Source organism: Myxococcus sp. MH1 (assembly GCF_059738865.1).
Map to the genome: position 1 here is coordinate 333,928 of NZ_AP026947.1, position 25,442 is coordinate 359,369.

General features: G+C 70.0%; 22 protein-coding genes. 11 read left to right on the forward strand and 11 right to left on the reverse strand.

Translation table 11 applies throughout. The features are described from left to right. Positions 1-411: 411 nt before the first annotated feature. Positions 412-1,431 (reverse strand): alpha/beta hydrolase family protein, encoded by a 1,020-nt coding sequence (locus AC6JA9_RS01310; protein ID WP_497958971.1) that lies wholly within the window; start codon positions 1,429-1,431, stop codon positions 412-414. A gap of 156 nt (positions 1,432-1,587) precedes the next feature. Here AC6JA9_RS01310 and AC6JA9_RS01315 point away from each other — a divergent pair, with 156 nt between their 5' ends. Next, on the forward strand, positions 1,588-2,625 hold the full coding sequence (locus tag AC6JA9_RS01315; RefSeq protein ID WP_223782116.1) for a synaptic vesicle VAT-1 family membrane protein: 1,038 nt from the start codon (positions 1,588-1,590) through the stop codon (positions 2,623-2,625). 108 nt (positions 2,626-2,733) lie between these two features. Here the strand turns inward: AC6JA9_RS01315 and AC6JA9_RS01320 are convergent, their stop codons facing one another. From AC6JA9_RS01320 to AC6JA9_RS01330, 3 genes are all read right to left on the reverse strand, one after another. Further along, entirely contained in the window at positions 2,734-3,351 is a 618-nt protein-coding gene (locus tag AC6JA9_RS01320) for a serine/threonine-protein kinase (RefSeq protein ID WP_223782117.1), read from the reverse strand. 143 nt (positions 3,352-3,494) lie between these two features. Beyond that, positions 3,495-4,091: a DUF4276 family protein gene (locus AC6JA9_RS01325; protein ID WP_141328006.1), complete on the reverse strand. Its 597-nt coding sequence runs from the start codon at positions 4,089-4,091 to the stop codon at positions 3,495-3,497. Then, entirely contained in the window at positions 4,091-5,323 is a 1,233-nt protein-coding gene (locus AC6JA9_RS01330) for an AAA family ATPase (RefSeq protein ID WP_497958972.1), read from the reverse strand. Before AC6JA9_RS01330 ends, AC6JA9_RS01325 begins: the two co-directional genes overlap by 1 nt. A gap of 264 nt (positions 5,324-5,587) precedes the next feature. Between AC6JA9_RS01330 and AC6JA9_RS01335 the strand changes: the two genes are divergently transcribed. From AC6JA9_RS01335 to AC6JA9_RS01350, 4 genes are all read left to right on the forward strand, one after another. Continuing rightward, the gene (locus AC6JA9_RS01335; protein WP_223782119.1) at positions 5,588-7,108 is read left to right on the forward strand and encodes an acyl-CoA synthetase; all 1,521 of its coding nucleotides are present in this window, start codon (positions 5,588-5,590) and stop codon (positions 7,106-7,108) included. Between the two features lie 531 nt (positions 7,109-7,639). Beyond that, positions 7,640-9,142, forward strand: a complete 1,503-nt coding sequence (locus AC6JA9_RS01340) for a ricin-type beta-trefoil lectin domain protein (protein ID WP_223782120.1) — start codon at positions 7,640-7,642, stop codon at positions 9,140-9,142. Between the two features lie 282 nt (positions 9,143-9,424). Beyond that, positions 9,425-10,153: a response regulator transcription factor gene (locus AC6JA9_RS01345; RefSeq protein ID WP_223751954.1), complete on the forward strand. Its 729-nt coding sequence runs from the start codon at positions 9,425-9,427 to the stop codon at positions 10,151-10,153. Continuing rightward, positions 10,150-11,583 (forward strand): sensor histidine kinase, encoded by a 1,434-nt coding sequence (locus AC6JA9_RS01350; protein ID WP_497958973.1) that lies wholly within the window; start codon positions 10,150-10,152, stop codon positions 11,581-11,583. Before AC6JA9_RS01345 ends, AC6JA9_RS01350 begins: the two co-directional genes overlap by 4 nt. On the opposite strand, the gene AC6JA9_RS01355 is transcribed toward AC6JA9_RS01350, so the two are convergent. Further along, entirely contained in the window at positions 11,531-12,130 is a 600-nt protein-coding gene (locus AC6JA9_RS01355; protein ID WP_223751952.1) for a DUF2378 family protein, read from the reverse strand. The two genes, AC6JA9_RS01350 and AC6JA9_RS01355, sit on opposite strands and share 53 nt — an antisense overlap. 100 nt (positions 12,131-12,230) lie before the next feature. After that, positions 12,231-13,883, reverse strand: a complete 1,653-nt coding sequence (locus AC6JA9_RS01360; protein ID WP_497958974.1) for a methyl-accepting chemotaxis protein — start codon at positions 13,881-13,883, stop codon at positions 12,231-12,233. Between the two features lie 500 nt (positions 13,884-14,383). Between AC6JA9_RS01360 and AC6JA9_RS01365 the strand changes: the two genes are divergently transcribed. Further along, positions 14,384-14,749, forward strand: a complete 366-nt coding sequence (locus AC6JA9_RS01365; protein ID WP_223751950.1) for a helix-turn-helix transcriptional regulator — start codon at positions 14,384-14,386, stop codon at positions 14,747-14,749. 54 nt (positions 14,750-14,803) lie between these two features. On the opposite strand, the gene AC6JA9_RS01370 is transcribed toward AC6JA9_RS01365, so the two are convergent. Genes AC6JA9_RS01370 through AC6JA9_RS01385 form a run of 4 tightly spaced genes read right to left on the reverse strand, consistent with a single transcriptional unit; the run spans position 14,804 to position 19,732 of the window. Further along, positions 14,804-16,330 carry a response regulator gene (locus AC6JA9_RS01370; RefSeq protein WP_223751949.1) on the reverse strand — a complete coding sequence of 509 codons (1,527 nt, stop codon included), beginning with the start codon at positions 16,328-16,330 and terminating at the stop codon, positions 14,804-14,806. After that, positions 16,323-18,368: a hybrid sensor histidine kinase/response regulator gene (locus AC6JA9_RS01375; protein WP_497958975.1), complete on the reverse strand. Its 2,046-nt coding sequence runs from the start codon at positions 18,366-18,368 to the stop codon at positions 16,323-16,325. Before AC6JA9_RS01375 ends, AC6JA9_RS01370 begins: the two co-directional genes overlap by 8 nt. Beyond that, positions 18,365-19,069, reverse strand: a complete 705-nt coding sequence (locus tag AC6JA9_RS01380; RefSeq protein WP_141327985.1) for a hypothetical protein — start codon at positions 19,067-19,069, stop codon at positions 18,365-18,367. Before AC6JA9_RS01380 ends, AC6JA9_RS01375 begins: the two co-directional genes overlap by 4 nt. A 9-nt stretch (positions 19,070-19,078) precedes the next feature. Beyond that, entirely contained in the window at positions 19,079-19,732 is a 654-nt protein-coding gene (locus tag AC6JA9_RS01385; protein WP_223751947.1) for a cobalamin B12-binding domain-containing protein, read from the reverse strand. A gap of 294 nt (positions 19,733-20,026) precedes the next feature. On the opposite strand from AC6JA9_RS01385, the gene AC6JA9_RS01390 reads away from it, so the two are divergent. The 3 genes from AC6JA9_RS01390 to AC6JA9_RS01400 are packed head-to-tail and all read left to right on the forward strand — an operon-like array spanning position 20,027 to position 21,923. Continuing rightward, entirely contained in the window at positions 20,027-20,512 is a 486-nt protein-coding gene (locus AC6JA9_RS01390) for an RNA polymerase sigma factor (RefSeq protein WP_046710437.1), read from the forward strand. Next, positions 20,509-21,312 carry an ActD-like protein gene (locus AC6JA9_RS01395; RefSeq protein ID WP_497958976.1) on the forward strand — a complete coding sequence of 268 codons (804 nt, stop codon included), beginning with the start codon at positions 20,509-20,511 and terminating at the stop codon, positions 21,310-21,312. Before AC6JA9_RS01390 ends, AC6JA9_RS01395 begins: the two co-directional genes overlap by 4 nt. Beyond that, complete coding sequence (locus AC6JA9_RS01400; RefSeq protein WP_223751945.1) at positions 21,312-21,923, forward strand: peptidase; 612 nt, start codon at positions 21,312-21,314, stop codon at positions 21,921-21,923. The genes AC6JA9_RS01395 and AC6JA9_RS01400 overlap by 1 nt, the downstream gene beginning before the upstream one ends. Positions 21,924-21,928: 5 nt before the next feature. On the opposite strand, the gene AC6JA9_RS01405 is transcribed toward AC6JA9_RS01400, so the two are convergent. Continuing rightward, positions 21,929-22,429 carry a DUF6748 domain-containing protein gene (locus tag AC6JA9_RS01405; protein ID WP_223782125.1) on the reverse strand — a complete coding sequence of 167 codons (501 nt, stop codon included), beginning with the start codon at positions 22,427-22,429 and terminating at the stop codon, positions 21,929-21,931. A gap of 270 nt (positions 22,430-22,699) precedes the next feature. Here AC6JA9_RS01405 and dnaN point away from each other — a divergent pair, with 270 nt between their 5' ends. Next, positions 22,700-23,806: a DNA polymerase III subunit beta gene (gene dnaN / locus AC6JA9_RS01410; protein ID WP_074948321.1), complete on the forward strand. Its 1,107-nt coding sequence runs from the start codon at positions 22,700-22,702 to the stop codon at positions 23,804-23,806. Positions 23,807-24,231: 425 nt separating this feature from the next. Beyond that, positions 24,232-25,440, forward strand: coding sequence for a hypothetical protein (locus tag AC6JA9_RS01415; protein ID WP_223751943.1), 1,209 nt, complete (start codon positions 24,232-24,234; stop codon positions 25,438-25,440). Positions 25,441-25,442 lie beyond the last annotated feature (2 nt).

A 25,442-nucleotide genomic window follows, 5' to 3' on the forward strand; every position in this document is an offset into this window, starting at 1 on the left:
CCATCTCCTGAAGCTCGGAGGGAGTGAAGACAAGCAGCGCACGCGACCGGGTGGGCATAGGGCACCCAGGTCGTGAGCGCGCGGCAAGGCTCGAAGTGGAGAGGTGACCTCCGACTGGGAGGAGGTCCCCCGCGACGAGGTGTCGCGCTCGCGCTGGAAGCGGGTGGGGCGGCCTCATCCTGAAACCTGGATGAGGCCGCCCGGGACTTCGCGCGCCTTCGCGAGGCGGCGAGCCGGCCCGTGTCCACTCCCCCACGGCGTGGACGACTGTCGACTCACACCTCTGCGGCGGGCGCGCGTTGCGCGCAGGTCCGCGCGCGATGTCCTGACTTCAAGTGACTCCCACGTCGGGCCCGTGCTCCCGGCGACGTCTCAGGTGACGACGCGCCGGGAGACGAGAGCGGGGTGTGGCTACGGGACGACGTGGTTGCGCACCATGCTGTACTGCACCGCGCCGGTCAGGTCCTTCGAGTTGTAGTGCCCGTAGGGATAGGCCGAGTACACCTTCTCACCCTGCTGCCCGGGGATGCGCGAGGTGTAGTCGCCGTACACGATGCCGCCGTAGCCGATGATTTCGTCGGCCGTGGAGTAGATGCTGTAGCGGTACGCGCCCTCGTAGCCGCTCGTGGCGCGCAGGTTGTCCAGGAACGTGGAGCGCCCGTACACCACGCCGAAGTACAGGTAGCCCGGGTACAGGCCGTTGGTGGAGCCGCACGTCGGCGTGGTGGGGCCCGTCTGGTAGCAGGACGTCAGGCCCAGGTTCGCGCCGGCGATGCCGACGAACGTGTCGACGGAGTTCGTCAGCGGCGCGCCGACGTTGTACGCGCCCCCGTTGGCGGAGTCGTTCGCGGTGCCGCCGAGGATGGCCTTGCGTGCGAGCGTCACGCCCATCGAGTGGGAGATGATGTCCACCTTCGACGCGCCGGTGTACGCCTTCACCGCCTCGATGAAGCGGCGCACCCGCATGATGTTCGGCTTCGAGTGGTACTGCACGGCGGTCTGCATGATGTCCGCCGGGCCCCACGTCAGCGCGTACAGCTCGCTCGTCTTGTAGCCATTGGCCAGGAAGTAATCGAGCGACGCGCTCCACCCCGACTGGCCCGCGGTGCCGGTGCCCACCGCCTTGTCGGAGTTGCCGTGGATGAAGATGACGGGCGTGTTCACCACGGTGTCGGTGCTGCTGGCCCTGCCGCCGTAGCTGCCGCCGGCGAGCTCGTACCGCGCGAAGTTGTCGTCCTTGTAGCCGTTGGCCAGGAGCCACTGCTGGAAGTGCGGCGTGATGCCCGCGGTGGAGGCCGCGGACGCGGTGGAGCCGAGCTGCTCGGTGATGGGCGCTTCGGGCGTGACGGGCTCCTCGTGCCCCTCGCCGCAGCCGGTGAGGGCTCCGACGAAGAGGGGGGCCATGAGGAACAGCGAATGCCGCAATCGCATGGTGGACTCCTTCGGTTGTGGGGGATGCAAACGCGCTCGGACCGAGACATGTCTTCGAGCGCGAGACGCAGTGTAGAGACATCTCACGCGAGCGTCGTCATCCGAGTGGACGCGCGCGCACGTTGTCGCGCTGCGTCGCGTGATAGTCATCGGGACATGCGCGCACGCAAGGTGGTCATCCCGAAGGCCGGTGGTTACGAGCAGCTCCGCGTCGAAAACCTGAATCAGGTTTCACCTGGGAGCGGGGAGGTGAGGGTGGCCACCCAGGCCATCGGGGTGAACTATGCGGACTGCGTCATCCGCATGGGCCTGTACGCCTCCGCGAAGGAGTATGTGGGGTGGCCGATTACCCCCGGCTTCGAGTTCGCCGGCACGGTGGACGCGGTGGGCGAGGGCGTGACGGACCTGGCACCCGGCGACCGCGTCTTCGGCGTGACGCGGTTCGGCGGGTACGCCACGCACGTGGTGGTGCCCCGGCACCAGGTGTTCTCGCTGCCGTCGAAGCTGACGATGGAGCAGGCGGCGGGGTTTCCCGCGGTGTTCCTGACGGCGTACTACGCGCTGTTCGAGCTGGCGCACCCGAGGCCGGGAATGAATGTGCTGGTGCACTCGGCGGCGGGCGGGGTGGGCAGCGCGTTGTTGCAGCTGGGGCGCATCGCCGGGTGCCGGATGGTGGGCGTGGTGGGCGGCACGCACAAGGTGGAGGCGGCGAGGGCGCTGGGCGCGGACGTGGTCATCGACAAGAGCCGTGAGGATTTGTGGAAGGCCGCGGAGGCGGCGTCACCCAAGGGCTACGAGGTGGTGCTGGACGCGAACGGGCCGTCGACGCTGAAGGACAGCTACCGGCACCTGGCGTCGCCGGGGAAGCTGGTCATCTACGGGTTCCACTCGATGCTGCCGCGCACGGGCGGCAAGCCGAACTACGCGAAGCTCGCGTGGGATTGGCTGCGCACGCCGCGCTTCGACCCGCTGACGCTGACGAACGACAACACGAGCGTGCTCGCGTTCAACCTGTCGTACCTGTTCGAGCAGCGCCTCGTGCTGGAGGACAGCATGGCGCGGCTGCTCGCGTGGGTGGAGGAGGGGAAGGTGGTGTCGCCGAAGGTGACGACCTTCAAGCTGGATGACGTGGCCCAGGCGCACCAGGCGCTGGAGTCCGGCACGACGGTGGGCAAGCTGGTGCTGGTGCCGTGAGCGGTGGGCTTCAGTCGCCGGTGCCCAGCTCGGTCCCCGAGGTGGGCCGCTGCCTGCACAGCATCTGGAGGAGCACCACGCCCACGGCATGGACATCCGAGCCCGCATCTACCGCCTCGCCCCGGTCCTGCTCGGGGGAGAAGTGCTGGAACTGGCCTTCACCACGCCCGCCTCGGTATGCACCCGGCCGGCCATCCGCGCCTTGGCGATGCCGAAGTCGGAGAGCTTCGTCTTCCCTTCATAGCTGATCAGGATGTTGTCCGAAGAGACGTCGCGGTGCACCAAGCCGAGCGGCTCGTCGCGCAGCGCGTGCGCGTAGTGAAGCCCGCAGCACAGCTCGATGGCGATGGGGGCCGGGAGCAAGGACATGCCCTTTTCCTTGGAGCGCTCGAGCACCTGGGGCAGGGACTGTCCGTCCACCCACTCCACGGCCAGGAAGTACGCGTCCTCCGCTTGGCCGAAGCCGAACACTTGCACGACGTTGCCGTGGCTCAGGCCCACGCAGAGGCGGGCCTCGACGAGGAACATCTCCGTGAAGGCCGGATTCGCGCCGAAATGGCTCAGCACGCGCTTGATGGCCACGAACTTGGAAACGCCGGACGCGGCGGGGTAGCGGGCCCTGTAGACCTCCGCCATCCCTCCGCTGCCTGGTCGCTCCAGCAGTTCGTACCGGGCGAATTGGATGACGCCCGTGCCGCCCATGCGCGTGAATGCGGTGAGCGTCAAGGTAGATGTCGGGTGAGTCGGGTCAGCGCGGCTTCGTCACTTCGTGCTGCACGGGGGGCTGTTCGCGGAGGGGTTGAGGCGCCGCGCCGGGGGCTGCGCTGGGCTGGCTGGATGCGCCACCGTTTGGAGGCGGTGCATGCGGTTTACGGCGTTCGTGGTGGAACGGCCACGTCGAAGATCCGGCCAACGTCGCGGAACAGCTTGTCGAAGGAATCCGCCCTTCGTGCCATTGTCAAATCAAAGACACTGGTGAAGGCTGGCTGGTCCAGCGTTTCGCTATAGCCCTCGCCCATCCGCTCACTCAGCCACCCTTTGCAGTTGCGTATCTTTTCGGGCTCTGGAGGAGCCTGGAGGCTCGCAGGCAGTCCTCGCTTGCCCTGGAGTGACTCAGCTGCCGCGATGAACCAGGCCTCATACTCCCGATGCGCTACGACCACGGAGATGGACCGGTCCGCTCGTTGTTTCTGGGCCCAGTCCAGGAGCCTAGGGCCCAGGACACAGGGTTTGTCGTCGTCGGAGTCGAGCAGTACGAGCAGTCGCCCACCATCCCCGACCCTGCGAGCCATGAGTTCGATGGCGCGTTGCAGTTCGAGCTCCTTGACGAGTTGTCCTCGGGAGACCCGATAGGGGGGCAGAATCTGCGCCTGAACCGAGGGCGCCAAGTGTTGAAGGATTCGACGGATGAGAAGCGGCAGGGCCTGGACTTCACCATGCCCTTCAACGATGAGACCGAGCTTCATCAGAGGTCCCGCTCCCAGAGCTGCATCTGCTTGGCTTCGGGGACGGCATCCAGGTCAGGAACCAACTGGTTGGCCTTCAAGAGCTCTCCTGCGGTGTACAGCTTGTCGCGCAGGACGGAGCGGGTCGCCTCGTCCACTCGGGCGATCTTCGTCTTGCCCTGGCTGGCGACGACAGAGACGAGTTCCTCCGGGACGATACTGGGGTCATCCAGCAACTCAGGGCTGTGGCTGGTCACGATGACTTGTGCATGCTGCGACCCATCGCGAAGCGCATCCCGCAGGATACCGGCTGCGGCGGGGTGAAGAGCACTCTCCGGCTCCTCGATACCTACGACGGGAATGCGATGCTCGGTCCGAGCTTGGAAGAGGGCAACAAGGATGCCTAACGCACGCAGCGTGCCGTCGGACATGTTGATGGCGGGAAAGCGCAAAGGTTCCTTGGCGCCCTCGACGCTCTGACGGAACTCAAGCGTCTCCATGTGTCCCACTCGTTTGGGGTCGACTCCTTGGAGCGACGGGACGATGCGGCCGAGATACTCCTCGATGCGCTGCTTCGTGGTTCCATTGTTCTGCTTCTCGAGGCGCTCGAGAACACTAGAAAGGTTGAAGCCGTCCCGGGCCAGCAATTCACCCTTGTCGGGTGGCTGCAGTGCCCGGAGTTGGTCCGGGTTCAAGTTGTAGAATCCCATGTTCGACAACATGTCGAAGACGGGACGGAACTCAGGGAGTCCTGCTGCGTTGACCAGGTAGAGTCGGTCCGCAGATGCTGGTGGTGCGACTTGGGCGGGCTTCTGCACGACGTCGCCCTCCTTCACCCGATAGCGCGTGTCTCCTACCGCGCATTCTTCGCGCTGAACGACATAATCGCCGTGTGAGCGCGCGCCGACTCTGAACGAAAGGTAACCCGTCTCTCCACTGGGAAGCTGAAAGTCGATGTGAATGCCAAAGTGGGTGGGGTGGCCACTCGACCGGCGTCGCACCTCCTGTACTCCTCCTCGGTCTCTGAGCGCATGGTCCAGAGACGTCCGGAGTGCGTCCGTGATGAGGCGAAGTGCATCGAGGAAGTTGCTCTTGCCAGAGCCGTTTGGACCGACGAGGAACGTCAACGGTCCCAGGTTGACGTCGCACACTTCGATGCTGCGGTAGTTGCGCAGCCGAACTCGGGTCAGAAATGGGGTGCGACTTCCTGGGAGGTGGAAGGAGGTCTGCCAGGAACTCTGGGGGGATGACATCAGGACTTCTCCGTTCATGGCACGCTGAGGCTGGACGTTCCCTGTCGGTCTGCAGGGCAGGGCATCTGACGGTATCGAGCGGAAGCAGTCAAAAGAGATGCTTCAATGCGGTGCGTGAGGGGCCCGCGATCGCAGCCCGAAAACTGGAATCCAAGGGTGCGCCGAGGTCATCATGCTGCTCCGCAATGGGGGAACGGCAAGTCCCAAGGGACGCTCACTCGCGTCGGCTGCGCGGAACTGGCGGCGCTCGGCTACCGTGCGCCCATGCCCATCGTCCATGACTGGCTGGCCCGACGCGCGGCCCTGGACCCCGACCACCTCGCCCTCGTCGACGCCACCCAGGGCGGACGTCGCACCTCGTATCGTGAGTGGGACGCCCGTGCCTCGCGCACCGCTGCGTACCTGCACCACGTGCTCGGTGTCCGGAGAGGCGAGCGCGTCGCGGTGCTCGCCCACAACCGCGTCGAGACGCTGGACCTGCTCTTCGCCTGCGCGAAGCTGGGCGCCATCCTCCAGCCGCTCAACTGGCGTCTCAGCGCGCCGGAGCTCTCTGGCATCCTCATCGACGGGGAGCCGGCAGTGCTCGTGTATGGCTCGGAGCTGCGGGCCCAGGCCCTCGCCGTGCGCGAGGATGCGCCCTTCGTGCGCCACTGGCTCACCTTCGACGCGCCGGGCGCGGACGAGCGGCACTTCGTTCCCGAGCGGGACGCGGCCCCCGAGTCTCCGCTGCCCTCGCTGGAGTTGGAGGCCGAGGCGCCGTGGGTGCTCTGCTACACGGGCGGCAGCACCGGTGTGCCCAAGGCCGCGGTGCTCACCCATGGCTCCATCGCCGCGAACGCCGTCAACACGGTGGTGAGCTGGGGGCTCACGTCCGACGACGTGGCCGTGCTCAACGCGCCGCTGTTCCACACGGGAGGACTCAATGTCTTCACGCTGCCCCTGGTGTACGTGGGCGGCGCGTCCGTGGTGTGCAAGGGCTTCGAGGTGGAGCAGGTGTTCGACCTCATCGAGCGCCGCGAGGTGAGCCTCTTCTTCGGCGTGCCCACCATGTTCATCGAGCTGCAGCGTCACGCGCGCTTCGAGGCGATGGACTTCTCCCGCCTCAAGCTCGTCGTCAGCGGCGGCGCGCCGTGTCCGCCGCCCGTGTTCGAGCGCTTCTTCGCCAAGGGCGTGGCCTTCAAGACGGGCTATGGCCTCACGGAGGCGGGGCCCAACAACTTCTGGCTCCCGCCCGCGGACGTGCGCCGCAAGCCGGGCTTCGTCGGCGTGCCGCTGTTCCAGGTGGAGGCCCGCATCGACGGCGAGCGTCAGCCCGGGGACGTGGGAGAGTTGCTGCTGCGCGGGCCTCACGTGTGCGCCGGTTACTGGCGGCGTCCCGAGGAGACCGCGCGCACCATCGTCGATGGCTGGCTGCACACCGGCGACCTGGCCCTGCGCGACGCGGAGGGCTGCTTCAGAATCGTCGGCCGCCACAAGGACCTCATCATCTCCGGCGGCGAGAACATCTACCCCGCCGAGGTGGAGAGCGTGCTCGCCGGACACCCCGACGTCGCCGAGGTCGCCGTCATTGGCGTGCCTGACGCGAAGTGGGGCGAGACACCGCGCGCGCTCGTCGTGCCTCGCGCCGGGACGACACCCACCGCCGAGTCCCTGCTGTCGTTCTGCGAGGGACGACTGGCGCGCTACAAGACACCGCGCTCCGTGCGCTTCGTCGATGCGCTGCCGCGCACCTCCGCTGGCAAGGTGGACCGTCGCGCGCTGTCCGCCTCGCATGGTCAGCCCTGAGCGAGCGCCCATCGTCTGACGCGTCTTGCCTCCGTCTCGGGCGAGCACCCATCGTCTGACGCGTCTTGCCTCCGCCTCGTGCGAGCACCCATCGTCTGACGCGTCCTGCCTCCGCCTCGTGCAGGCGCCCGACCTCTGACGCGTCTTGCCTCCGTCTCGGGCGAGCACCCATCGTCTGACGCGTCCTGCGCCCGCTTCGTGCGGGCGCCCACTCCATGACGCGTTTTGCCCGATGCATCCGGACCGCGGGCCTGCTCCCGAGTCGCGCGCTGGATGTGTGGGCAGACGTCTCAACGGGGCGCCGACCCTCTGAATTATTCCACTGAGTGGAGAAACATGGCCGCTCGGCAGTTCCGTCCAACCTGCGTGGTGTCCGGGACTTTATTCTTCGTCCGTCAAAAGTGTCGTGATTTTCTGTGAATACTTGAATTGATTGACTCGGGTCACAAATCCCGCTTCCGATGGTCCGCGAGGCGTCGTGGACGCTGGTGTCCGCGTGCGCCGGTCCCCCGTTCAGAAAGGAAGCCCCCGATGAACCGAAGACTGCATGCGCTCCGGACCGCGACGGCGTTGTTCACCACCCTGACCCTCCCTGGCGCCGCGCTCGCCGCGAGCGAGGACGTCTCTCCCGAGGTGCTCACCGCGATGCAGCGGGACCTGGGGCTCACCGCCGAGCAGGCACGTCAACGACTGGAGACGGAGGCGCTCACGGCGCGCGCGGAGCAGACGCTGAGGAGCGAGCTGGGTGCGTCCTTCGGCGGCGCGTGGCTGAACGAGGCGGGAGACCGGCTCGTCGTCGGCGTCACCACCGCCGCGGGAGAGCAGGCGGCGCGGCGCGCGGGCGCGGAGCCTCGCTGGGTGACGCGCACGGAGAGGGAGCTGGACGCGCTCAAGGAGGCGCTGGACCGGGGCGCCGACGTGGCCAGCAAGGACATCCATGGCTGGTACGTGGACCTGCCCACCAACAGCGTGGTGGTGCTCGCCCGGGACGCGGCGGTGGTGAACGCGGAGCGCTTCGTCGCGGAGAGCGGCGCGGCCGACAGCGCCGTGCGTGTGGTCATCTCCCAGGAGAAGCCCCGCCCCTTCTACGACCTGCGCGGCGGTGACGCGTATTACATCAACGGCAACACGCGCTGCTCCATCGGCTTCCCCGTGGCCGGAGGCTTCGTCACCGCGGGCCACTGCGGCGGGGTGAACTCCTCCACCCAGGGCCACAACGGCGCGGGCCAGGGCACGGTGCGCGGCTCCTCCTTCCCGAACAACGACTACGCCTGGGTGCAGGTCAACGGCAACTGGGCCTCGCAGCCGTGGGTCTACAACTACGCGGGCGGCAACGTCATCGTCGCGGGCTCCGCGGAGGCGGGCATCAACGCGTCCGTGTGTCGCTCCGGCTCCACCACCGGCTGGCGCTGCGGCGTCATCCAGGCGAAGAACGTCACCGTCAACTACGACGTCGGCCCCGTGTACGGGCTCACGCGCAGCAACGCGTGCGCGGCGGGCGGCGACTCGGGCGGCTCGTTCATCTCCGGCAACCAGGCGCAGGGCGTGACGTCGGGCGGCTCGGGCGACTGCTCCACCGGCGGCACCACGTACTTCCAGCCGGTGAACGAGATCCTCTCCGTCTACGGCCTGTCGCTCACCACCAACGGCGGCGGGGGCCGTGAAATCGTCGGGCTCGCGGGCAAGTGCATCGACGTGGACCACTCCAACACGGCCAACGGCACGGCCATCCAGCTGTGGGACTGCAACGGCTCCAACGCGCAGAAGTGGACCTTCCACGGCGACGGGACGCTGCGCGCCTTCGGCAAGTGCATGGACGTGACGTGGGGCTCCACGGCCAACGGCGCGCTCATCCAGCTCCACGACTGCACGGGCAACCCCGCGCAGCAGTTCGTCTTGAGCGGCGCCGGGGACCTGGTCAACCCGCAGGCCAACAAGTGCGTGGACGTGTCGGAGTGGAACACCAACAACGGCACGCGGCTGCAAATCTGGGAGTGCGCCGGAACCGCGAACCAGAAGTGGTACCTGCGCTGACCTGCGCCTCCCCGGAGCGCCGGGCCGGACGGGACGGCGGATGCCCGTCCGGCTCCTGGGCGGGCGGAGTCGTCCTGTAACAAATCGTCATCCGGGGGACGCACCCCGGACACATCCCGGTGCCACCGTTCGAAGCGTGGCCCGGGAGCTCGACTGCCCTCGCTGGACCCGGCTGGAGCCCGGCGAGCGGCGGACAGACTCCTCCCGCCTGCTCCCGGGCCACCGCTCCGCTGTTACCCTCCCGGTGGGAAGGTCCGCGGAAAGGCAGGAGGCTTGGAACCCATGGAACAGCTCAGCCGTCCCTCGCTGGAGGAGGGCACCATCCAGGTCCTGCTCGTCGAGGATGACGAGCGGCTGGCGCGGCTCACCGCCCGCTACCTGCAGGAGCACGGCCTCGTGGTGACGCTGGCACACAGCGGCTCCGACGCGCTCGTCGAGTCCAACCGCCACGTGTTCGACGTCATCCTCCTGGACCTGATGCTCCCCGGCCGCGATGGCCTGGAGGTGTGCCGGGATTTGCGAGGCCGCACCGACGTCCCCATCATCATGGTCACCGCGCGCGGCGAGGAGGCCGACCGCGTGCTCGGCCTGGAGACGGGCGCGGACGACTACCTGGCCAAGCCCTACTCCTCGCGCGAGCTGCTCGCCCGCATCCGCGCCCAGGTGCGCCGCGCCCGGGGCAAGGTGGGGCCTTCCTCCCAGCCCGTGCAGGCCGGACGGCTGATGATGGACCCGCGCAGCCTGCGCGCCACGCTCGACGGCCGCGCGCTGCACCTCACCACCTACGAGTTCAGCCTGCTGCGCGTGCTGGCCGAGCGCGCCGGTCGCGTGCTCAGCCGCGAGCAGCTGCTGGATCTGGTGAAGGGCAGCGCGGACGAGGTGTTCGACCGCTCGGTGGACGTGCACATCTTCCGCCTGCGCCAGAAGCTGGAGGTGGACCCTCGCAACCCCCTGTTGCTGAAGACGGTGCGCGGCGCCGGCTACATGCTCGCGACCGGAGAGGAGTCGTGAGTCGTCGTCCGCGCACTCCCGGCCGCCTGCTGTTCCGCATCTACCTGGTGGGAATCGCCCAGCTCGTGCTCGTCGTCGCCACGCTGTTCGCGGCGCGCTCGTTCGTCGTCGACAAGCCGCTGCGGCACGGCTTCATCCGTCACGCCGCGTACAACATCCGCGAGTGGGAGGAGCTGCTCGAAGACCCGGTGGCGCTCCAGGCCTCGCTGGACCGCGCCGCGCGGCTGCTCGAGGCGAAGGTGACGCTGCGAGACGCCTCGGGGCGGCTCATCGCCACCAACACCTCCGCGCCCTCGCCCGAGCTCACCCCCGTGGAGCTGGACGAACTGACCCTGCACGGCGAGCGGCTGTCGCGCGGCCGTCCGCCTCACTCGCTCACGCTGCCGATTCCGGAGGAGGGGCCGCTGGAGGCGTACGCCACCATCATCACCCGTCCCCCCGAGCCGCCGCCGGGGAACACCGCGCTGGTGGTGTGCGCGGTGCTGTTGTCCACGGCCATCACCTCGCTGGCCTTCGCGCGCACGCTGGCCCGTCCGCTCCAGCGGCTCGCCGAGGTGGCGCGCGCGCTGGGCGAGGGGAAGCTGGACACGCGCACCGGCATCCGGCGTCGCGACGAGCTGGGGCAGGTGGCGGAGGCCTTCGACGAGATGGCCTGTCGGCTCACCCACCTCTTGCGCTCGCAGAAGGAGCTGCTGGCCAACGTGTCGCACGAGCTGCGCACGCCGCTGGCGCGCATCCGCGTGGCCCTGGACCTGGCGGAGGAGGGCAACGCGGAGACCGCGCGCGAGATGCTCTCCGACATCACCAGTGACCTGGCCGAGCTGGAGCAGCTGGTGGATGACGTGCTCACCGCGGCGCGGCTGGACCTGGCCACGGGGAACGCGGGCGTGGGCGCGCCGCCGCTGCGCCAGGAGCAGGTGGAGGTCCAGAGCCTGGTGGACAAGGCCGCCTCACGCTTCCGCACCGCGCGGCCGGGCCGGGTGCTGGATGTGAGCGTGGAGGGCTCGCTGCCGCCCGTGGAGGTGGACCCGGTGCTGCTGCGCCGCGCGCTGGACAACCTGCTCGACAACGCGGGCAAGTACTCGGAGCCGAAGAGCCCGGTGCGGCTGCGAGCCCAGGCCGCGGGGACGCCGGACACGCTCTCGCTGGAGGTGGCGGACGAGGGCATCGGCATCGAGTCGGAGGACCTGCTGCGCGTGGGCACCCCCTTCTTCCGCACGGACCGCAGCCGCGCCCGGCGCACCGGTGGCATCGGCATGGGCCTGGCGCTGGCCCGACGCATCGTCGATGCACACGGCGGCACGCTGACGCTGGAGAGCCAGCCGGGCGTGGGCACCACGGCGCGCATCCTGTTGCCCCTGCCTCCGTCGGAGCTGACTACAGGCCGACGTGAAACGTCGTCACCGCCCGCGCATCGTCGTGGCGCGTGAGCGTCACCCGGGCCGTGGGCGCGCCGCTGTGCTGGAAGGCGAACGTGAGCAGGCCCCGCATGAAGTGCGGCGGGTCCGCCCGGCGGCGGGGGTGGTCGAGGAACTCCCGCACCGGGTACAGGCTCAGCTCCCAGCCCCCGTCGTCACCCGTCGGCGTCACCGACGCGTCGAGGAAGTTGTTGATGGAGCGCAGCGAGCGCGCGAGCCGCAGCAACATCTTCTCCGGGCCCACCACCTGGGCGAAGTCCTGCAGCGCCGTGCCCAGCCGCGCCTGGATGAACGCCTGCCCGAAGCGCAGGCCCAGCTCGTACTCGGCCTCCTCGCGCTCCAGGTGGGGCAGGGTGGTGGCGGCCAGCAACTGGATGCTCTGCGGCCACACCGCGCAGGGGTAGGCCGTGTGCAGGGGCCGCAGCGCGAAGATGCCCTGCCGCTCCAGCGCCTTCTGCGTGAGCTCCGTCAACGGGGCCGCCGCCGACAGCAGCGTCTCCAGCGCATATCCGAACACCACGGGCTCGCGCCCGGGGGCCCGCGTCAATGCCAGCGCCATGTCTGCTACCTCCATGTGCGGATGAAGGACGTCCATCCAGGTTGGAGCAGCAGACTGCCCGGCCCGGCTGTCCCGGGCGTTGCGCGGGTGTGAAGAAAGGTTAACGCCCGGAGCCCGGGGGCCCGCCCAGGGTGAATCGGGAGGCCAACTCCTGGAGCCGTCCCGCCCGGGCCCGCAGGTCCTCCACCGAGCGGGCGATGCGCTCCACCCCCGACACGGACTCGGCCGAGCGCTCCGACAGCGCCTGGATGCGCTCGGCGATGGCCTCACCGGAGGAGGACTGACGCGCGTTCTGCTCCGCCAGCGCCTCCACGCGCTCGCCCAGCTCCTTCACGCCGGACAACAGCCGCGCCAGCGCCAGCGCCGCGGCGGACGACAGGCCCATGCCCTCGTCCACCTTCGACGTGCCCCGGCGCATCAGCTCCACCGCCGCGGTGGTGTCCGCCTCGTGCTTCGTCAGGAGCACCTGCACCTGGTCCGCCGCCTCGTGCGTGCGCTCCGCCAGCTTGCGCACCTCGCCGGCGACCACCGAGAAGCCCTTGCCGTGCTGGCCCGCGCGCACCGCCTCGATGGCGGTGTTCACCGCGAGCATGCGCGTCTCGTCCGCCACCGCCTGGATGAGCTGGAGCATCCGCGACGTCGCGCGGCCGGAGGCCTGCAGCTCCTCCACCGTGCGCGCCGAGCGCTCCACCACGTCGACAATCTCCACCATCTTCCGCGACGCCTGGTCCACCGCGGCGCCGCCCTCGCGCGCCACCTGCCCGTGGCTCGACGCCGAGCGCGCCGCCACCCGCGCGTCCGCCGCGCCCAGCGAGACATGACGGCTCATCTCCTGGACGGCGCTGGCCGCGCGCTCCAGGGACTCCGCCTGCTCGCGCGTCGTGCGCGACAGCCCGTCCGCCGAGACACGGATGCGCTCCGCGTCCGCCGCCGTGTCACCCGCCGCCCGCGTCAGCGCGCCCACCACCTCGCCCAGCCCCGTCACCATGGTGTTGAACGCGCCGGTGAGCTGGCCCACCTCGTCCTCCGTCCGCGCCTCCACGCGCACGGACAGGTCTCCGCGCGCCACCTGGTGCGCCGCCAGCGCGAGCGCGCGCACGGGCCTCACCACGCGCCGCGAGACGTACACCCCCGCCAGCGCCGCCAGCACCAGCGCCCCGCCCACGGCGATGAGGATGCGCTGGCGCACCGCCGCCACCTCCCGGTCGATGTCCTCCACGTACACGCCCGTGCCCAGCACCCAGCCCCACGGCTCGAAGAGCTTCACATAGCTCTCCTTCGGGATGGGGTCCGGCGAGCCCGGCCGCGTCGCCTCGTAGCCCAGCGCGCCCTCGCCCCGCGCGCGCACCAGCGCGACGATGTCCGAGAACACCGCCCGCCCGCGCACGTCGCGGTAGCCCTTCATGTCCTGCCCCACCATCTTCGGCAGGTGCGGGTGCATGACCAGCCGCGTGTCCAGGTCGTTGACCCAGAAGTACTCCACCTGCGAGTAGCGCAGCGTCGACAGCAGCACGGACGCCTGCCGCTGGGCCTCGTCGCGCGTCAGCGTGCCCTCGCGCTCGCGCGCCTCGTACACCCGGAGGATTCCGTACGCCGTCTCCACCGCCTGCCGCAGGCCGCGCACCCGGTCCGCGTGCAGCTGCGCGCGCAGCTGGGGCAACACGTAGCCCAGGATGGCGACGAGCAGCGGCAGGGCGACCACGCCCATCGCCACACAGAGCTTCACCAGCAGGTTGCGCCGTCCGAGCGCCATCGGCGCGCAAGACTAGTCCTCCCGCCCTCGGCGCGCGCGACTCCCACGGTCGTCCCCCCGTCGATTGCCACCGGTGGTCCCAGGTCTCATCGTCCCCGGCGCACGCCGTGTGTGGCAGGGCGAGCGTCGCGGCCCGCCTGCCTGCCCCGGTCCGCCGCCACACGCGGGCGATGACGGGGCGACGCGTCCGACAGGGGATACAACCTTGCGGGGTGGCCCTGGCGGCAGGACTCCCAGGCACCGTAGGAAAATCGACGCCCGACGTCTCAGGTCGTCCCCTCCCAGGGGCTCTCCCCCCGACTTCGGGGTGCCGGGTTGAGCGTGGAAGACAGCTCTTCCGTCGAGAGAAAGGGGCGGGTAGCGAGGTACTCGGAACCCCGAAAGTCTCCCTCTACAGCGGTGACCCGCTGGGTGAACAACCTGAGGCTGACCCGACAAGTTCTGTCTGTCTGCCTCTATACGTCCTATGCCAGCGGCCAAACGTTTCGGGTCGGTAAGGCATGGACAAGAAACTGGCAACCACCATCGGAGCGGGAGCAAGAGCCGCGCGGTCCCGGCTGGAGCTCACCCAGGCTGACGTGGCCGAGCGCATCGACGTGGCCACGGAGGTGTATGGGCGACTGGAGCGCGGCGGCATGCTTCCCAGCGTGCAGACGCTGCTGAAGCTGTGTCACGAGCTGCATGTCTCCGCGGACGAGCTGTTGGGGCTCGCGTCGCAGGGCGTGCAGCCCTCGCGCGTCAGCGAGTCGTCGTCGTCCCCACCCGAGCGGCCCGAGGTGCGCCGCCTGCTTCGCACCGTGCGTCAGCTCGAGGCCCCCCACGTGAAGCTCCTGGGGCTGGTGGCCAACGCCCTGGGCCGGCGCTGAAGCGCCCCGCCCGAAGCAGTGAAGGGCGCCGGCCCGCGCCCACCCCCGCCTCCCTCACAGATTGGACAGCAGGCGATCCAGCTCGTCGGGCTTCACCGGCTTGACGATGTGCAGGTCGAACCCCGCCTCGAGCGCGCGGTCATGTCCCTCCGGCCCGCCGTAGCCGGTAATCGCCACCAGGCGGATGTCGCGGCCGATGCGCATGCGCAGCTCCCGCGCCACCCGGTAGCCGTCCAGCCCCGGCAGGCCGATGTCCACCAGCGCCAGCTCCGGCGGCTTCCTCACCGCCAGCTCCACGCCCTGCAGGCCGTCCGGCGCCACCTCGACGTCGTGGCCCCACAGCTCCAACAGCTCGCGCATGGCCTGGCGCGCGTCCGGGTTGTCCTCCACCAGCAGGATGCGCCGGCCCCCGCGCGACACCGTGTTGACGGGCGGCGCCAGCGACACCTCGTGCACGTGCAGGAGCGGCAGCCGCACCACGAACTCGGCGCCCAGGCCGGGGCCGGGGCTCACCGCCTGCACCTGTCCGCCGTGCAGGTGCACCAGCTGGCGCACCAGCGTGAGGCCGATGCCCAGGCCCCCGCGCGTGCGCTCCAGCGAGGTGTCCGCCTGCGCGAACAAATCGAAGATGCGCGGCAGCACGTCCGGAGGGATGCCGATGCCCGTGTCGCGCACGCGCACCACCGCCTGCGCCGTGCCGTCCACGCCCTCCTTCTCCACGCGCAGCGAGATGTGCCCGCTGTCGGTGTACTTGGCCGCGTTGTCGAGCAGGTTGGTGAAGACCTGCTCCAGACGCGTGGCGTCGCCGCTGATGAGCAGCGGCCCCTCCGGCAGCGACACCTCCAGCCCCAGCCCGCGCGCCTCGGTGATGGGGCGGATGACCTGCACCACCTGCAAGAGCACCGCGCGCAAATCCAGCCGGCCCGAGCGCAGCTCCACCTTGCCTCGGGTGATCCGGCTCACGTCCAGGAGGTCATCCACCAGCCGCGCCAGGTGGTTCGTCTGGCGGTGGATGATGCCGCGCATCCGCGCTTCCTTCGTGTCGTCCGTCGGCTTGCGCTCCAGGATGCCGATGGCCGTCATGATGGCGGCGAGCGGGTTGCGCAGCTCGTGCGCGAGCATGGCCAGGAACTCGTCCTTGCGCCGGTCCATCTCCGCCAGCTCGTCCGCGCGCCGGCGCGCCGCCTGCTCCGCGTGCCGCAGCCGCAAGAGCGAGCGCACCGTGGCGATGAGCTCCGAGGACTCGAAGGGCTGGGTGAGGTACGCGTCCGCGCCGCCGTCCAGGCCGCGGGCCTTCTTGTCGGACGTGACGAAGGTGGCGGACGTGTGCATCACCGCGATGGCGGCGGTGTCCGGGTTGGCGCGCAGCCGCGCGCAGACCTCGTAGCCGCTGATGTCCGGCAGCTTCACGTCGAGGACGACGACGTCCGGGCGGTGCTGCTCGGCCATGAGCAGCGCGGACATGCCGGTGGCCGCCTCGATGACGTGGTAGCCCGCCATCTCGAGGATGCGGTTGACCAGGTATCGGTTGGCGTCGTCGTCGTTGACGTTGAGGACGGTGGCCAGTCGAGGTTCAACCACGGCGCCCCTCCTGTGGGGTGTGCGAGCCCAGGCCCGCCTTGGCCAGCGCGTCGCGGATGCGACTGATGGCCACCTCGCGGCTCAGGGTGTGCTTGGCGAGGATGGCCGCCGTCTCGTTCGCCAGTCGTGCCCGCTCGTCCTCGCGCAGCTCGTGCGAGGTGTGGAGGATGACGGGAATCTCCCGCGTGCGCGGGTCCGCCTTCAGCTCGTCCAGCACGTCGAAGGCGGTGATGTCCGGCAGCACGAAGTCCAGGAAGATGAGCTGTGGCACCTGCTCGCGCGCCAGCCGCACGCCGTCCTTGCCACCGGCGGCCTCCAGCAGCACGTAGGGCATGTCCTTGAGCAGCTGCTTGAGCAGGTAGCGGTGCACGTCGTCGTCGTCGATGATGAGCAGCCGCTCCACGGGGCCGTTGCGCGCCAGCTCCTGGAGCTTCTTCTGCAGGCGGACCTCGTCCACCGGCTTGAGCCAGAACTCGTCCGCGCCCAGGGCGCGCGCCTTCTGCTCGCGGTCCGTCACCGTCACCACGAGGATGGGGATGTCGCGCGTGGCCTCGCCGTTCTTCATCTCCGCCAGGAAGTTCCAGCTCGTCTCGCCCTCCAGCATCACGTCCAGCACCATGGCGGCGGGCCGCACGCGCTGGAGCACCCGGCGCGCGTCGTCCGTGCTGCGCACCGGCAGCACCTGGAAGCCCGAGCGGGCCAGGTACTTCTCGTAGAGGAACAGGGTCTGCCGGTCGTCCTCCAGCACCAGCACCGGCGCGCGGCTGGTGTCCAGGTGCTGGCTGCGCTCGGACAGCCCCGCCATCTCCGACACTTCCATGTGCACGCGCGGCAGGGTGATGGTGAAGGTGGAGCCCTCGCCGGGCGCGCTCTGCAGCGTGAGCGTGCCGCCCAAGAGCTCCACCAGCCGGCGCGCCAGCGGCAGGCCCAGGCCCGTGCCCTTCACCTTGCGCTGCAGGTGGCTGTCGAGCTGGGTGAACTCCTCGAAGATGCGCTCGTGGTCCTCCGGCGCGATGCCGATTCCCGTGTCCTTCACGGTGAAGACCACCGTGTCGCGCGGGCCCGGCGCCGCGCTCACCGTGACGTGGCCGGCCTCGGTGAACTTCAGCGCGTTGGACACCAGGTTGCGCAGGACCTGGCTCAGCCGCGTCTCGTCCGTCTCCAGCTCCAGCGGCGCCTCCGGCTCCACCAGGCGCAGGTCCACGGGCGAGCCCGGCGGCAGCATGGGCTTCATCATGCCGCGCAGCGCGCTGAGCAGGTCGTGCACCACGAAGCGGCTGTGGCGCAGCGTCGTCTTGCCCGCCTCCACCTTGGACAAATCGAGCAGGTCGTTGACCAGCTCGAAGAGCGACTCGGCGGAGTTGCGGATGAACTGGACCTGCTTCTCCTGCTCGGAGGACAGCGGCCCGTTGATGGGGTTGAGCAGCACCTTGGACAGGCCGAGGATGGAGTGCAGCGGCGTGCGGAACTCGTGGCTGACGTTGGCGACGACGCGGCTCTTGATTTCGGCGGCGCGGTGCAGGCCCTCCGCCTTCTCGTCCAGGGCCGCGTGCAGGCTCCTCACGCCGCGGTTGGACTCCTCCAGCTCGCGGTTGAGCCGCATCAGTTCGTCCGCGCGGCGCTTGAGCTCGCGGCGCTGGGTCTCCGCCTCGCGATGCAGCGCGGACAGCTCGCTCATCGTCGTGCTCACCTGCTCCAGCGCGTTGCCGTAGTCCTCCGGCACCAGGCTGCCCACCAGCAGCACGCCGCCCTCGTGCGGGCGCGCGCGGAAGGCGAACGTGGTGGGCGTCTGGCCGCGGCACAGGATGAGCTCCCAGCCGTCCACGCGCTCGTCGCGCGCTTGGATCAACAGCCGGTCCACCTTGTCCTCGGTGCCCTGGGCCGCCAGGGCCCGCAGCGTCTTGCCCGGGACGGCCTCCAGCACGCCCTGGGCGCGCGCGTCCACCCAGGTGAGCACGCCCTCCGCGTCGCACATCATCGCGACCTCGCGGCTCAGCTCGTCCACGGGGGGGCTCTTGTCGGGAGCGGAGAGTCTCATGAGCGGGTCTCCTCCCACGAAACACCCGCGGTGGCGAGCAGCGCGCGCGCCTGCGGATGCCGGCCTCCCAGCACCGCCTTCAACATCCCCAGCACGGTGGGGAAGGCGAGCAGGCCGAAGCCCCGCCGGGGCCAGAAGCCCACGTACCAGCGCACGTGGTCCGCCATCAGCTCGGGCTTGTCCGCGTCCAGCGCGTCCGCCAGATATGAAAGCTGGAGTCTCAGCTCTTCCTCCAATCGGGGGCGGTCCTCCTGGGTGAGGTAGAGGGCCAGCCGGGCAGTGGCGGCACGGGACAGCTCCGCCGCGTCGTCTTGCAGGGTGCGTGAGGGACCTTCCGGGTAGCGCAAGGCTTCCCGGGCGGCGCGCACATGCTCGTACGGCTCGGTGCCGGGGCCCCACCCCTCGGCCTCCAGCGCGGAGGCCAGCCCGGCGAAGTTCGCGTCGAGATGGAAGGTGGACATTCCCCGCGACACCAGCAAGGTGCGCAGCCAGCGCGCATAGCCCTCCATCACCGAGGGGCGCTGCTCGTCGAGGGATTGCACAAGGTAGCGCACATGGAAGCGCGCATCCTCGTCGCCGAAGCGGCGCGCGCGCTCGGGGCCGTAGCGCGCTTCCCAGAAGGGGTCTTGATACATCGGTTCGACGGAGGCCTGGGCGATGGCGTCAGCGCGCGCAGCCAACTGGCGACTGGGTTTCTCCATGCGTTTTCCTCAAACTCCCAGCGTGCGGCACGCGGACGAGACGAGCTCGCGCGCGTCCTTGCCGTGGAAGGTCACGTCGAGCTCCTTCTCCAGGCCGGGGGCCCATCGGAAGGCGTGTCCGCCGACGGCGATGGGAAGGTGGGGGGCGACTTCTCTGGCGGCTTCCACCGCGCGGCGCAGCGCGGGCAGGTGGTACGACATCGTGACGGACAAGGCGAGCAGGTGCGGCGTCTGCTCGCGCAGCATGCGCGCCAGGTGCTCGGGGGGGACGTTGGCGCCCAGGAAGCGCACGTCGAAGCCCGCCATCTCCAGGAAGTCACTGGCCATGCGCGCGCCGACTTCGTGCAGCTCCCCCTCCACGCACGACACCATGACGACCTTGCCGTTGGGCGGGTCGCGGGGCAGGTGGCGGTAGAGGTGGGCCAGGGCGAGCTGCGAGACGGCGGTGGCCAGGTGCTCCTGGGCCACGGAGATGACGTTCTCCTGCCACATCCGGCCAATCTCGTACTGGGCCTGCTGGATGACCTCCAGGTGGATGAGCTGCAGGGGGATGCCCCGCAGCAGACCGTCATCCACCAGCAGGCGCAGGGCTTCCTGTCGGTTGCCCGCGAGCTGCGCCGCCAGGTAGCGCGTCCTGAGCTGGGTGAGGGCGTCTTCGGTCACAGGGGGCGCGAGCTGCCGGGGGCGTCGAGTTTCGGAAAGTAGTGACGGGAACCTGCCTCGATACAGTCGAGTACACGCGGGCGGGGGTGTTTTCATCGACAACCTGACACTGAACGCTCGGGAAGACGAGCGCTCGTGAAGCCGCCCGCCCTGTAGATTTTGCAGGTGGCGCGGGCCCATCGGGCTTCGCCGGCGGGGGGAATCGGGATAGGGAAACCGGAGCGCGAAGAGGCCGGTGACACTTTCGCAAGGCACTGGTGTTCCCTTTCGCGGAACGAGGGAGGCGCGACGCCGGTGTCTATCGATGTGGAGGCCTACTACCGCCGCTACGGCCCCCAGGTGCTCCGGCGCTGCCGCTTCCTCCTGCGTGACGAGGAGAAGGCCGTGGACGCCATGCACGACGTGTTCGTGCAGCTCTTGCGCTACCAGGGGGCGCTGAAGGACGCCGCTCCCTCCAGCCTGCTGCACCGCATCTCCACCACCGTGTGCCTCAACCGCCTGCGCGGCGCCCGGCGCCGCCCGGAGGACCGCGAGGACGAGCTGGTGCTGCAGATCGCCTCCGCGGACGACACCGAGTCGCGCGCGAGCGCGCGGGGCATGCTGGACCGGCTGTTCGGACGGGTGCCCGCGTCCAGCCGCGACATCGCGGTGCTGCACCTGGTGGATGGGATGACACTGGAGGAGACGGCGCGCGAGGTGGGCCTGTCCGTGTCCGGTGTGCGCAAGCGCCTGCGCGCGCTGACGTCCGTGTTGCAGGAGCTCGAGCTGGAGGCCGCATGACTTCCCCCCAACGCACCCCGGACTGGCTGCTGGAGCGAATCCTGCTGGGCGAGCTCCCCCCGGAGGAGCTGGCCGCCGCGCGCGCGCGGCTGGAGTCGGAGCCGGAGGGCCTGGCGCGCCTGGCCGCGCTGGAGGCCGACACGCGCGCCACTTTGGAGCGGCTGCCCGCCGAGCGCGTGACCCGCGAGGTGGATGCGCGATTTCGCCGGGGCGCCGGGCGTCGTGCGACTCGTCCCGCGTGGCTGACGCCCGCGATGGGGCTGGTGCCGGTGCTGGCGGCGCTCGCGCTGTTCATGGTGGTGAAGCCCGCGTCCCGGCCCTCGGATGGCGTGGAGGCGCCGGTGGCGGGGTGGGACACGGAGACCACGCGCTCCAAGGGCCTGAAGCCGAAGCTGGAGGTGCACCGCCAGCGGGGGCAGGCGGACGAGGCGCTCCAGGACGGCGCGCGCGCGGCGCCGGGAGACGTGGTGCAGCTGGCGTACGTGGCGGCGGGTCGGGCGCACGGCGTCATCCTCTCCGTGGACGGGCGGGGCGCCGTCACGCTGCACGCGCCGGAGCACGGGGCCCGGGCCGCGGCGTTGTCCCCCTCCGGCACACAGCGGCTGCCGGGGGCCTACGAGCTGGATGACGCGCCAGGCTTCGAGCGCTTCTTCCTGGTGACGTCCGACGCGCCCTTCGAGGTGGAACCCGTGGTGGAGGCGGCCCGGCGACTGGCGGCGTCGGCCGGGGCCGACACCGCGTCGCTCATGTTGCCCGAGGGCTTGACGCAGGTGTCCTTCACCCTTCAAAAGAAGGAGTGATGAAACCCCGAGCCCTTCTCGCACTGTGGCTGTGGGCGGGGGCGGCGGTCGCCGATGTCAGGGCGGCGCGCCCCCTCGCGATGGAGGAGGGTGAAGGTGCGTTCGCGCAGTCGGCGGACCCGGGCCCCGAGCCCGAGCGTCGCGGGCTGCGCAAGGGCAACGTCCACATGGAGCTGTGGTCGAGCGACATCCAGCTCGCCAACCTCGCGGTGAAGCTGGGCGGTGGCCCCTTCTACCTGACGCTGCTGGCGGGCATCGAGCCGGGCAGCCGCGACGAGGCCCGCTTCAACTTCGGCCTGGGCGTGGGCGGGCACATCGTGCTGTCGCACCGCTTCTGGCTGGACCTGGACGTGACGGGCGGCGCGGTGCAGCCGGTGCAGAAGCCGCTCGAGGGCGACGGCGGCAACGTGCTGGGCCAGCTGCGCCTGATGCTGGGCGTCCAGGTGATGCCGCGCTTCGCGGTGTTCGTCGGCCCCACGTACAACGCGTGGCTCGTGTGGGGACAGCCGGACTTCGCGTCGGTGACGCGCATGTCCGTGCGCGAGAGCCACCCGAAGGCCGACAAGCGCTTGCAGCACTGGCCCGGCCTCCAGCTGGGACTGCACTTCTAGTCGGGCTACTCCACCTTGCTGGCGCGCAGCACCGTGGCGTCGCCCGCGGGGCCCGCCTTGGCGCGCGTCTCCAGCGTGGCGCGGATGCGCAGCCCGCCGCTGGTGGTCTGCTGCATGAGCGACTCCATCTGCTGCTCGTTGCCGCCCGTCACCGCCGTCAGGTCCAGCTCGTGGACGGGAATCGCGTCCATGCCCGGCTTGTCCGCCAGCACCGCGTTGTACGAGGGGCACGGCGGCGCGATGCACCGGATGCCGCTGTCCGTGACGATGTAGACGGCGCTCTCACCCGGCTTGGCCTCGCCGCCGTTGGCGTTGGAGGGGGGCGGGGCGACAGGGGTGCCGCTGCGGTCATTGTCGGGGGCGGCGTTCTCCGCGGCCGGGCGGGTGTCGCCCGGGGGGGGCGTACCCGGCTCGCCCGTGGCCGACGACGAGGAGGCGGACGGCTTGCTGCAGCCGGCGGCGAAGCCCAGCGCGAGGGCGGCGAGCAACAGCGGGCGGACGTTCATGGGAAGGCTCCGGAAGGCGGGAAGGCACCCAGTGTCCATCGCCCCCGGCGATTGGGCCAGTCTCCCGTTCACCCGGCTGACTGGCGGTCAATTGGACTGCCCGTGGCTGAATGCCCGTACAGGGCGGGTAGGGTGGCTGATGTGCTTCAGTTGACGTCCTGGCGCTCGTGTCCAGAGTGCTTCTGGCGCGTTGACCCGCCTGGACTCACGGGCTACATCGACCGCCTGATCGGCTCCCTCTGGGGGGCCGGGATTCAAGGACGACCTCCGATGGAATTCCGCATCGCCGCCGACGAGCTGAAGAAGGCCCTCTACCGCGCCCAGGGCATCGTGGAGCGCAAGACGACGATGCCCATCCTGGCCAACGTGCTCGTCAACGCGACGAAGGGCGGCATCACCGTCACCGCGTTCGACCTGGACATCGGCATCGTGTCCGAGCACCCCGCCGAGGTCATCAAGACGGGCGCCGTCACGCTGAGCGCCAAGTACGTCTTCGACATCGTGCAGAACCTGCCGGACGCGCAGGTGACGCTCAAGAAGCTGGCGAACAACTACGTGGACATCGCCAGCGGCTCCGCCCACTTCAAGATTGTCGGCATGGCGGCGGAGGAGTACCCGAAGCTGCCCAAGGAGGAGAATGCCCCGCTGGTTCAGGTGGGCGGCAACACCCTCCTGGAGATGATCAAGAAGACCCAGTTCGCCATCTCCAGCGACGAGACGCGCTACATCCTGAACGGCGTCTTCTTCGAGCCGCAGGCCAGCGGCAAGGTCCGCATGGTGGCCACGGACGGTCACCGGCTGTCGCTCATCGAGCGGGAGCTGACGGGGGACTTCAAGCTCAAGAGCGGCGTCATCATCCCGCGCAAGGGGTTGATGGAGTTGAAGCGCCTGTTGGACGAGGCGCCGGACGCGGAGTGCCACCTGGGGTTCGCGGAGAACTCGGCGCTCTTCAAGAAGCCGGGCCTGACGATGGTGATGCGGCTCATCGACGGGCAGTTCCCGGAGTACCAGCGGGTGATTCCGAAGGAGGGGGAGAAGGTCGTCCTCGTTCCCAAGGTGCGGCTCCTGGAGGGGCTCAAGCGCATCGCGCTGTTGTCCGCGGACAAGAGCAACGCGGTGCGAATCGGGCTGGCGGAGAACAAGCTCATCATCACCGCGAGCAACCCGGACCTGGGCGAGGCGCGCGACGAGGTGGAGCTGGCGTACCAGGGCAAGGACATCACGGTGGGCTTCAACGCGCGCTACCTGATGGACGTGCTCGCGGTGACGGACACGGACGAGGTGAGCTTCGAGCTGGGTGACGAGCACAGCCCGGGCGTGCTGCACGCGCCGGGGGACCGCACGTTCACCGCGGTGGTCATGCCGATGCGCGTCTGAGTCGGCCACGGCCGGCGTCTCGCCGTGCGAGCCCATGCGTGCTCCGCCTTCGGGGTGGGGTCGCATGGGCTTTTTCGTGGGCGCGAGGGCGGGGTGCTCGCGCGGAGGTGCGTGCGGGTTCGAGCCGCGCTCGTCCGGCGTGAGAGGACGCGGACTGCTCCGCGCTTGCTTGGGCGAGGAGTCCGAGATTGAGAGCGGCTCGTCCGGCGTGGTGCGCGACGAGAGGGCGTGCTCCACACGCGCACTTGGGCGGGAGGCCTCGCCCGAGCGCGGCGCGCCGGATGCCTCATTCTGGACGGGGAACGCGCGGGGCGCGCACTCGGGAGGGCGGGGCGCGGTCCCGGGTGACACATCGTGCACGCTCTTCCGAGGAGAGAGGGGCCGGGGGGCCTGCGAGATGAGGGCCGCGCTTTTATAGTGAGGCCGTGGCCACGCACCCGGACGACCTGCGCGCACGACTGGAGGACCGCGCGGACCTCCTGGAGGCCACGCGCCTGCGCTACGTCGCCCTGCGCGGCATGTTGGATGCCTTCTTCTGGAAGGACCGGGTGCGCGCGCACTTCGAGCTGCTGCGCGAGGTGGCGCAGGTGCAGCCCGAGGTGGACGCCACGCTCGCCGCGCTCCAGCGTCGCGCCGCCGCCGAGAGCTGGCCGCGCGACGCCGCGCCCATGAAGTTGATGGCGGAGGTGACACGGCTGCGGGACGCCGTGCGGCAGGTGGCCCGGAAGCGGCTGCCGGAGGCGGAGCGCTCGTCGTCCCTGGGCGAGATGTTGCTGCGGCTCGAGGAGGTGGTGCTGGAGGCGGGGCCGCTGCTGGGCCGACGCACGTGGGCGCGGGCCATCGAGTTGTTGCCCCGGAACCTCCCGGAGCTGCGCGCCGCGTGTGCCGCGGCCGAGGTGTTCGAGCGTGTGTTCAAGCGGCCCACGCGGCCGGGGGCCCTGCCGTTCAGTGAGGCGGAGGCGGATGAGCTGCGCCGTGCCCTGCCGCTCGCGGAGTCCGCGCTGGGGGCGCTGTGGGCGCGGCTGGAGCACTTCGACACGAGCGGGCGGGTGAAGGAGTTCCTGTCGCGCCGGGCCTCGCGCACGCCGCTGCATGCGCCTCGGAGCGGGCCGGAGCTGGTGCTGCATGCGGCGTTCTGGCACGGCGTGGCGCGAGCGAGGTTGCGCGCGTTGCTGGAGGAGCGACTGGCGCCAGTGTCCCCGCTGGAGACGGAGGTGCCCGCGCTGCTGCCGTGGATTGCAGCGCGCGAGGCCGCGTCGGGCGGCGAGGCGAAGCTCAGCGCCGGTGAATCCTTCGACGAGGGACGCGCGGGCCTGTTCGAGCTGGCCGCGGAGCTGGCGTCGCTGTCGCACGAGCGCCCCACGGGCGCGTGGAACGAGGAGGCCGCGTGGACGCGGCTGTGGAGCGCGGCGCAGCGAGCACGTGACGAGGGCGGCGCGGACGTGGAGCGACTGCGCGATGCCCTGCGCCTGTTCGTCATCCTGCGCGGCACGGAGCAGACACCGGCCCGACTGTTCTCTCCGTCCCGCGCGTCACCGCGTGCCTCGGAGGAGCCGGGGCGCGATGTGCGGGACATGAAGGACCTGCCCGCGCTCGTCCAGGCCGCGAGGCACGCAGCCACTCGGCGCGGCTGAGT

Coding starts and splice junctions, on each gene's coding strand:
- AC6JA9_RS01310 (WP_497958971.1), bottom strand. CDS start 1,431: ATGCGATTGCGGCATTCGCTGTTCCTCATGGCCCCCCTCTTCGTCGGA.
- AC6JA9_RS01315 (WP_223782116.1), top strand. CDS start 1,588: ATGCGCGCACGCAAGGTGGTCATCCCGAAGGCCGGTGGTTACGAGCAG.
- AC6JA9_RS01325 (WP_141328006.1), bottom strand. CDS start 4,091: ATGAAGCTCGGTCTCATCGTTGAAGGGCATGGTGAAGTCCAGGCCCTG.
- AC6JA9_RS01330 (WP_497958972.1), bottom strand. CDS start 5,323: ATGTCATCCCCCCAGAGTTCCTGGCAGACCTCCTTCCACCTCCCAGGA.
- AC6JA9_RS01335 (WP_223782119.1), top strand. CDS start 5,588: ATGCCCATCGTCCATGACTGGCTGGCCCGACGCGCGGCCCTGGACCCC.
- AC6JA9_RS01340 (WP_223782120.1), top strand. CDS start 7,640: ATGAACCGAAGACTGCATGCGCTCCGGACCGCGACGGCGTTGTTCACC.
- AC6JA9_RS01345 (WP_223751954.1), top strand. CDS start 9,425: ATGGAACAGCTCAGCCGTCCCTCGCTGGAGGAGGGCACCATCCAGGTC.
- AC6JA9_RS01355 (WP_223751952.1), bottom strand. CDS start 12,130: ATGGCGCTGGCATTGACGCGGGCCCCCGGGCGCGAGCCCGTGGTGTTC.
- AC6JA9_RS01360 (WP_497958974.1), bottom strand. CDS start 13,883: ATGGCGCTCGGACGGCGCAACCTGCTGGTGAAGCTCTGTGTGGCGATG.
- AC6JA9_RS01365 (WP_223751950.1), top strand. CDS start 14,384: ATGGACAAGAAACTGGCAACCACCATCGGAGCGGGAGCAAGAGCCGCG.
- AC6JA9_RS01375 (WP_497958975.1), bottom strand. CDS start 18,368: ATGAGACTCTCCGCTCCCGACAAGAGCCCCCCCGTGGACGAGCTGAGC.
- AC6JA9_RS01380 (WP_141327985.1), bottom strand. CDS start 19,069: ATGGAGAAACCCAGTCGCCAGTTGGCTGCGCGCGCTGACGCCATCGCC.
- AC6JA9_RS01395 (WP_497958976.1), top strand. CDS start 20,509: ATGACTTCCCCCCAACGCACCCCGGACTGGCTGCTGGAGCGAATCCTG.
- AC6JA9_RS01400 (WP_223751945.1), top strand. CDS start 21,312: ATGAAACCCCGAGCCCTTCTCGCACTGTGGCTGTGGGCGGGGGCGGCG.
- AC6JA9_RS01405 (WP_223782125.1), bottom strand. CDS start 22,429: ATGAACGTCCGCCCGCTGTTGCTCGCCGCCCTCGCGCTGGGCTTCGCC.
- dnaN (WP_074948321.1), top strand. CDS start 22,700: ATGGAATTCCGCATCGCCGCCGACGAGCTGAAGAAGGCCCTCTACCGC.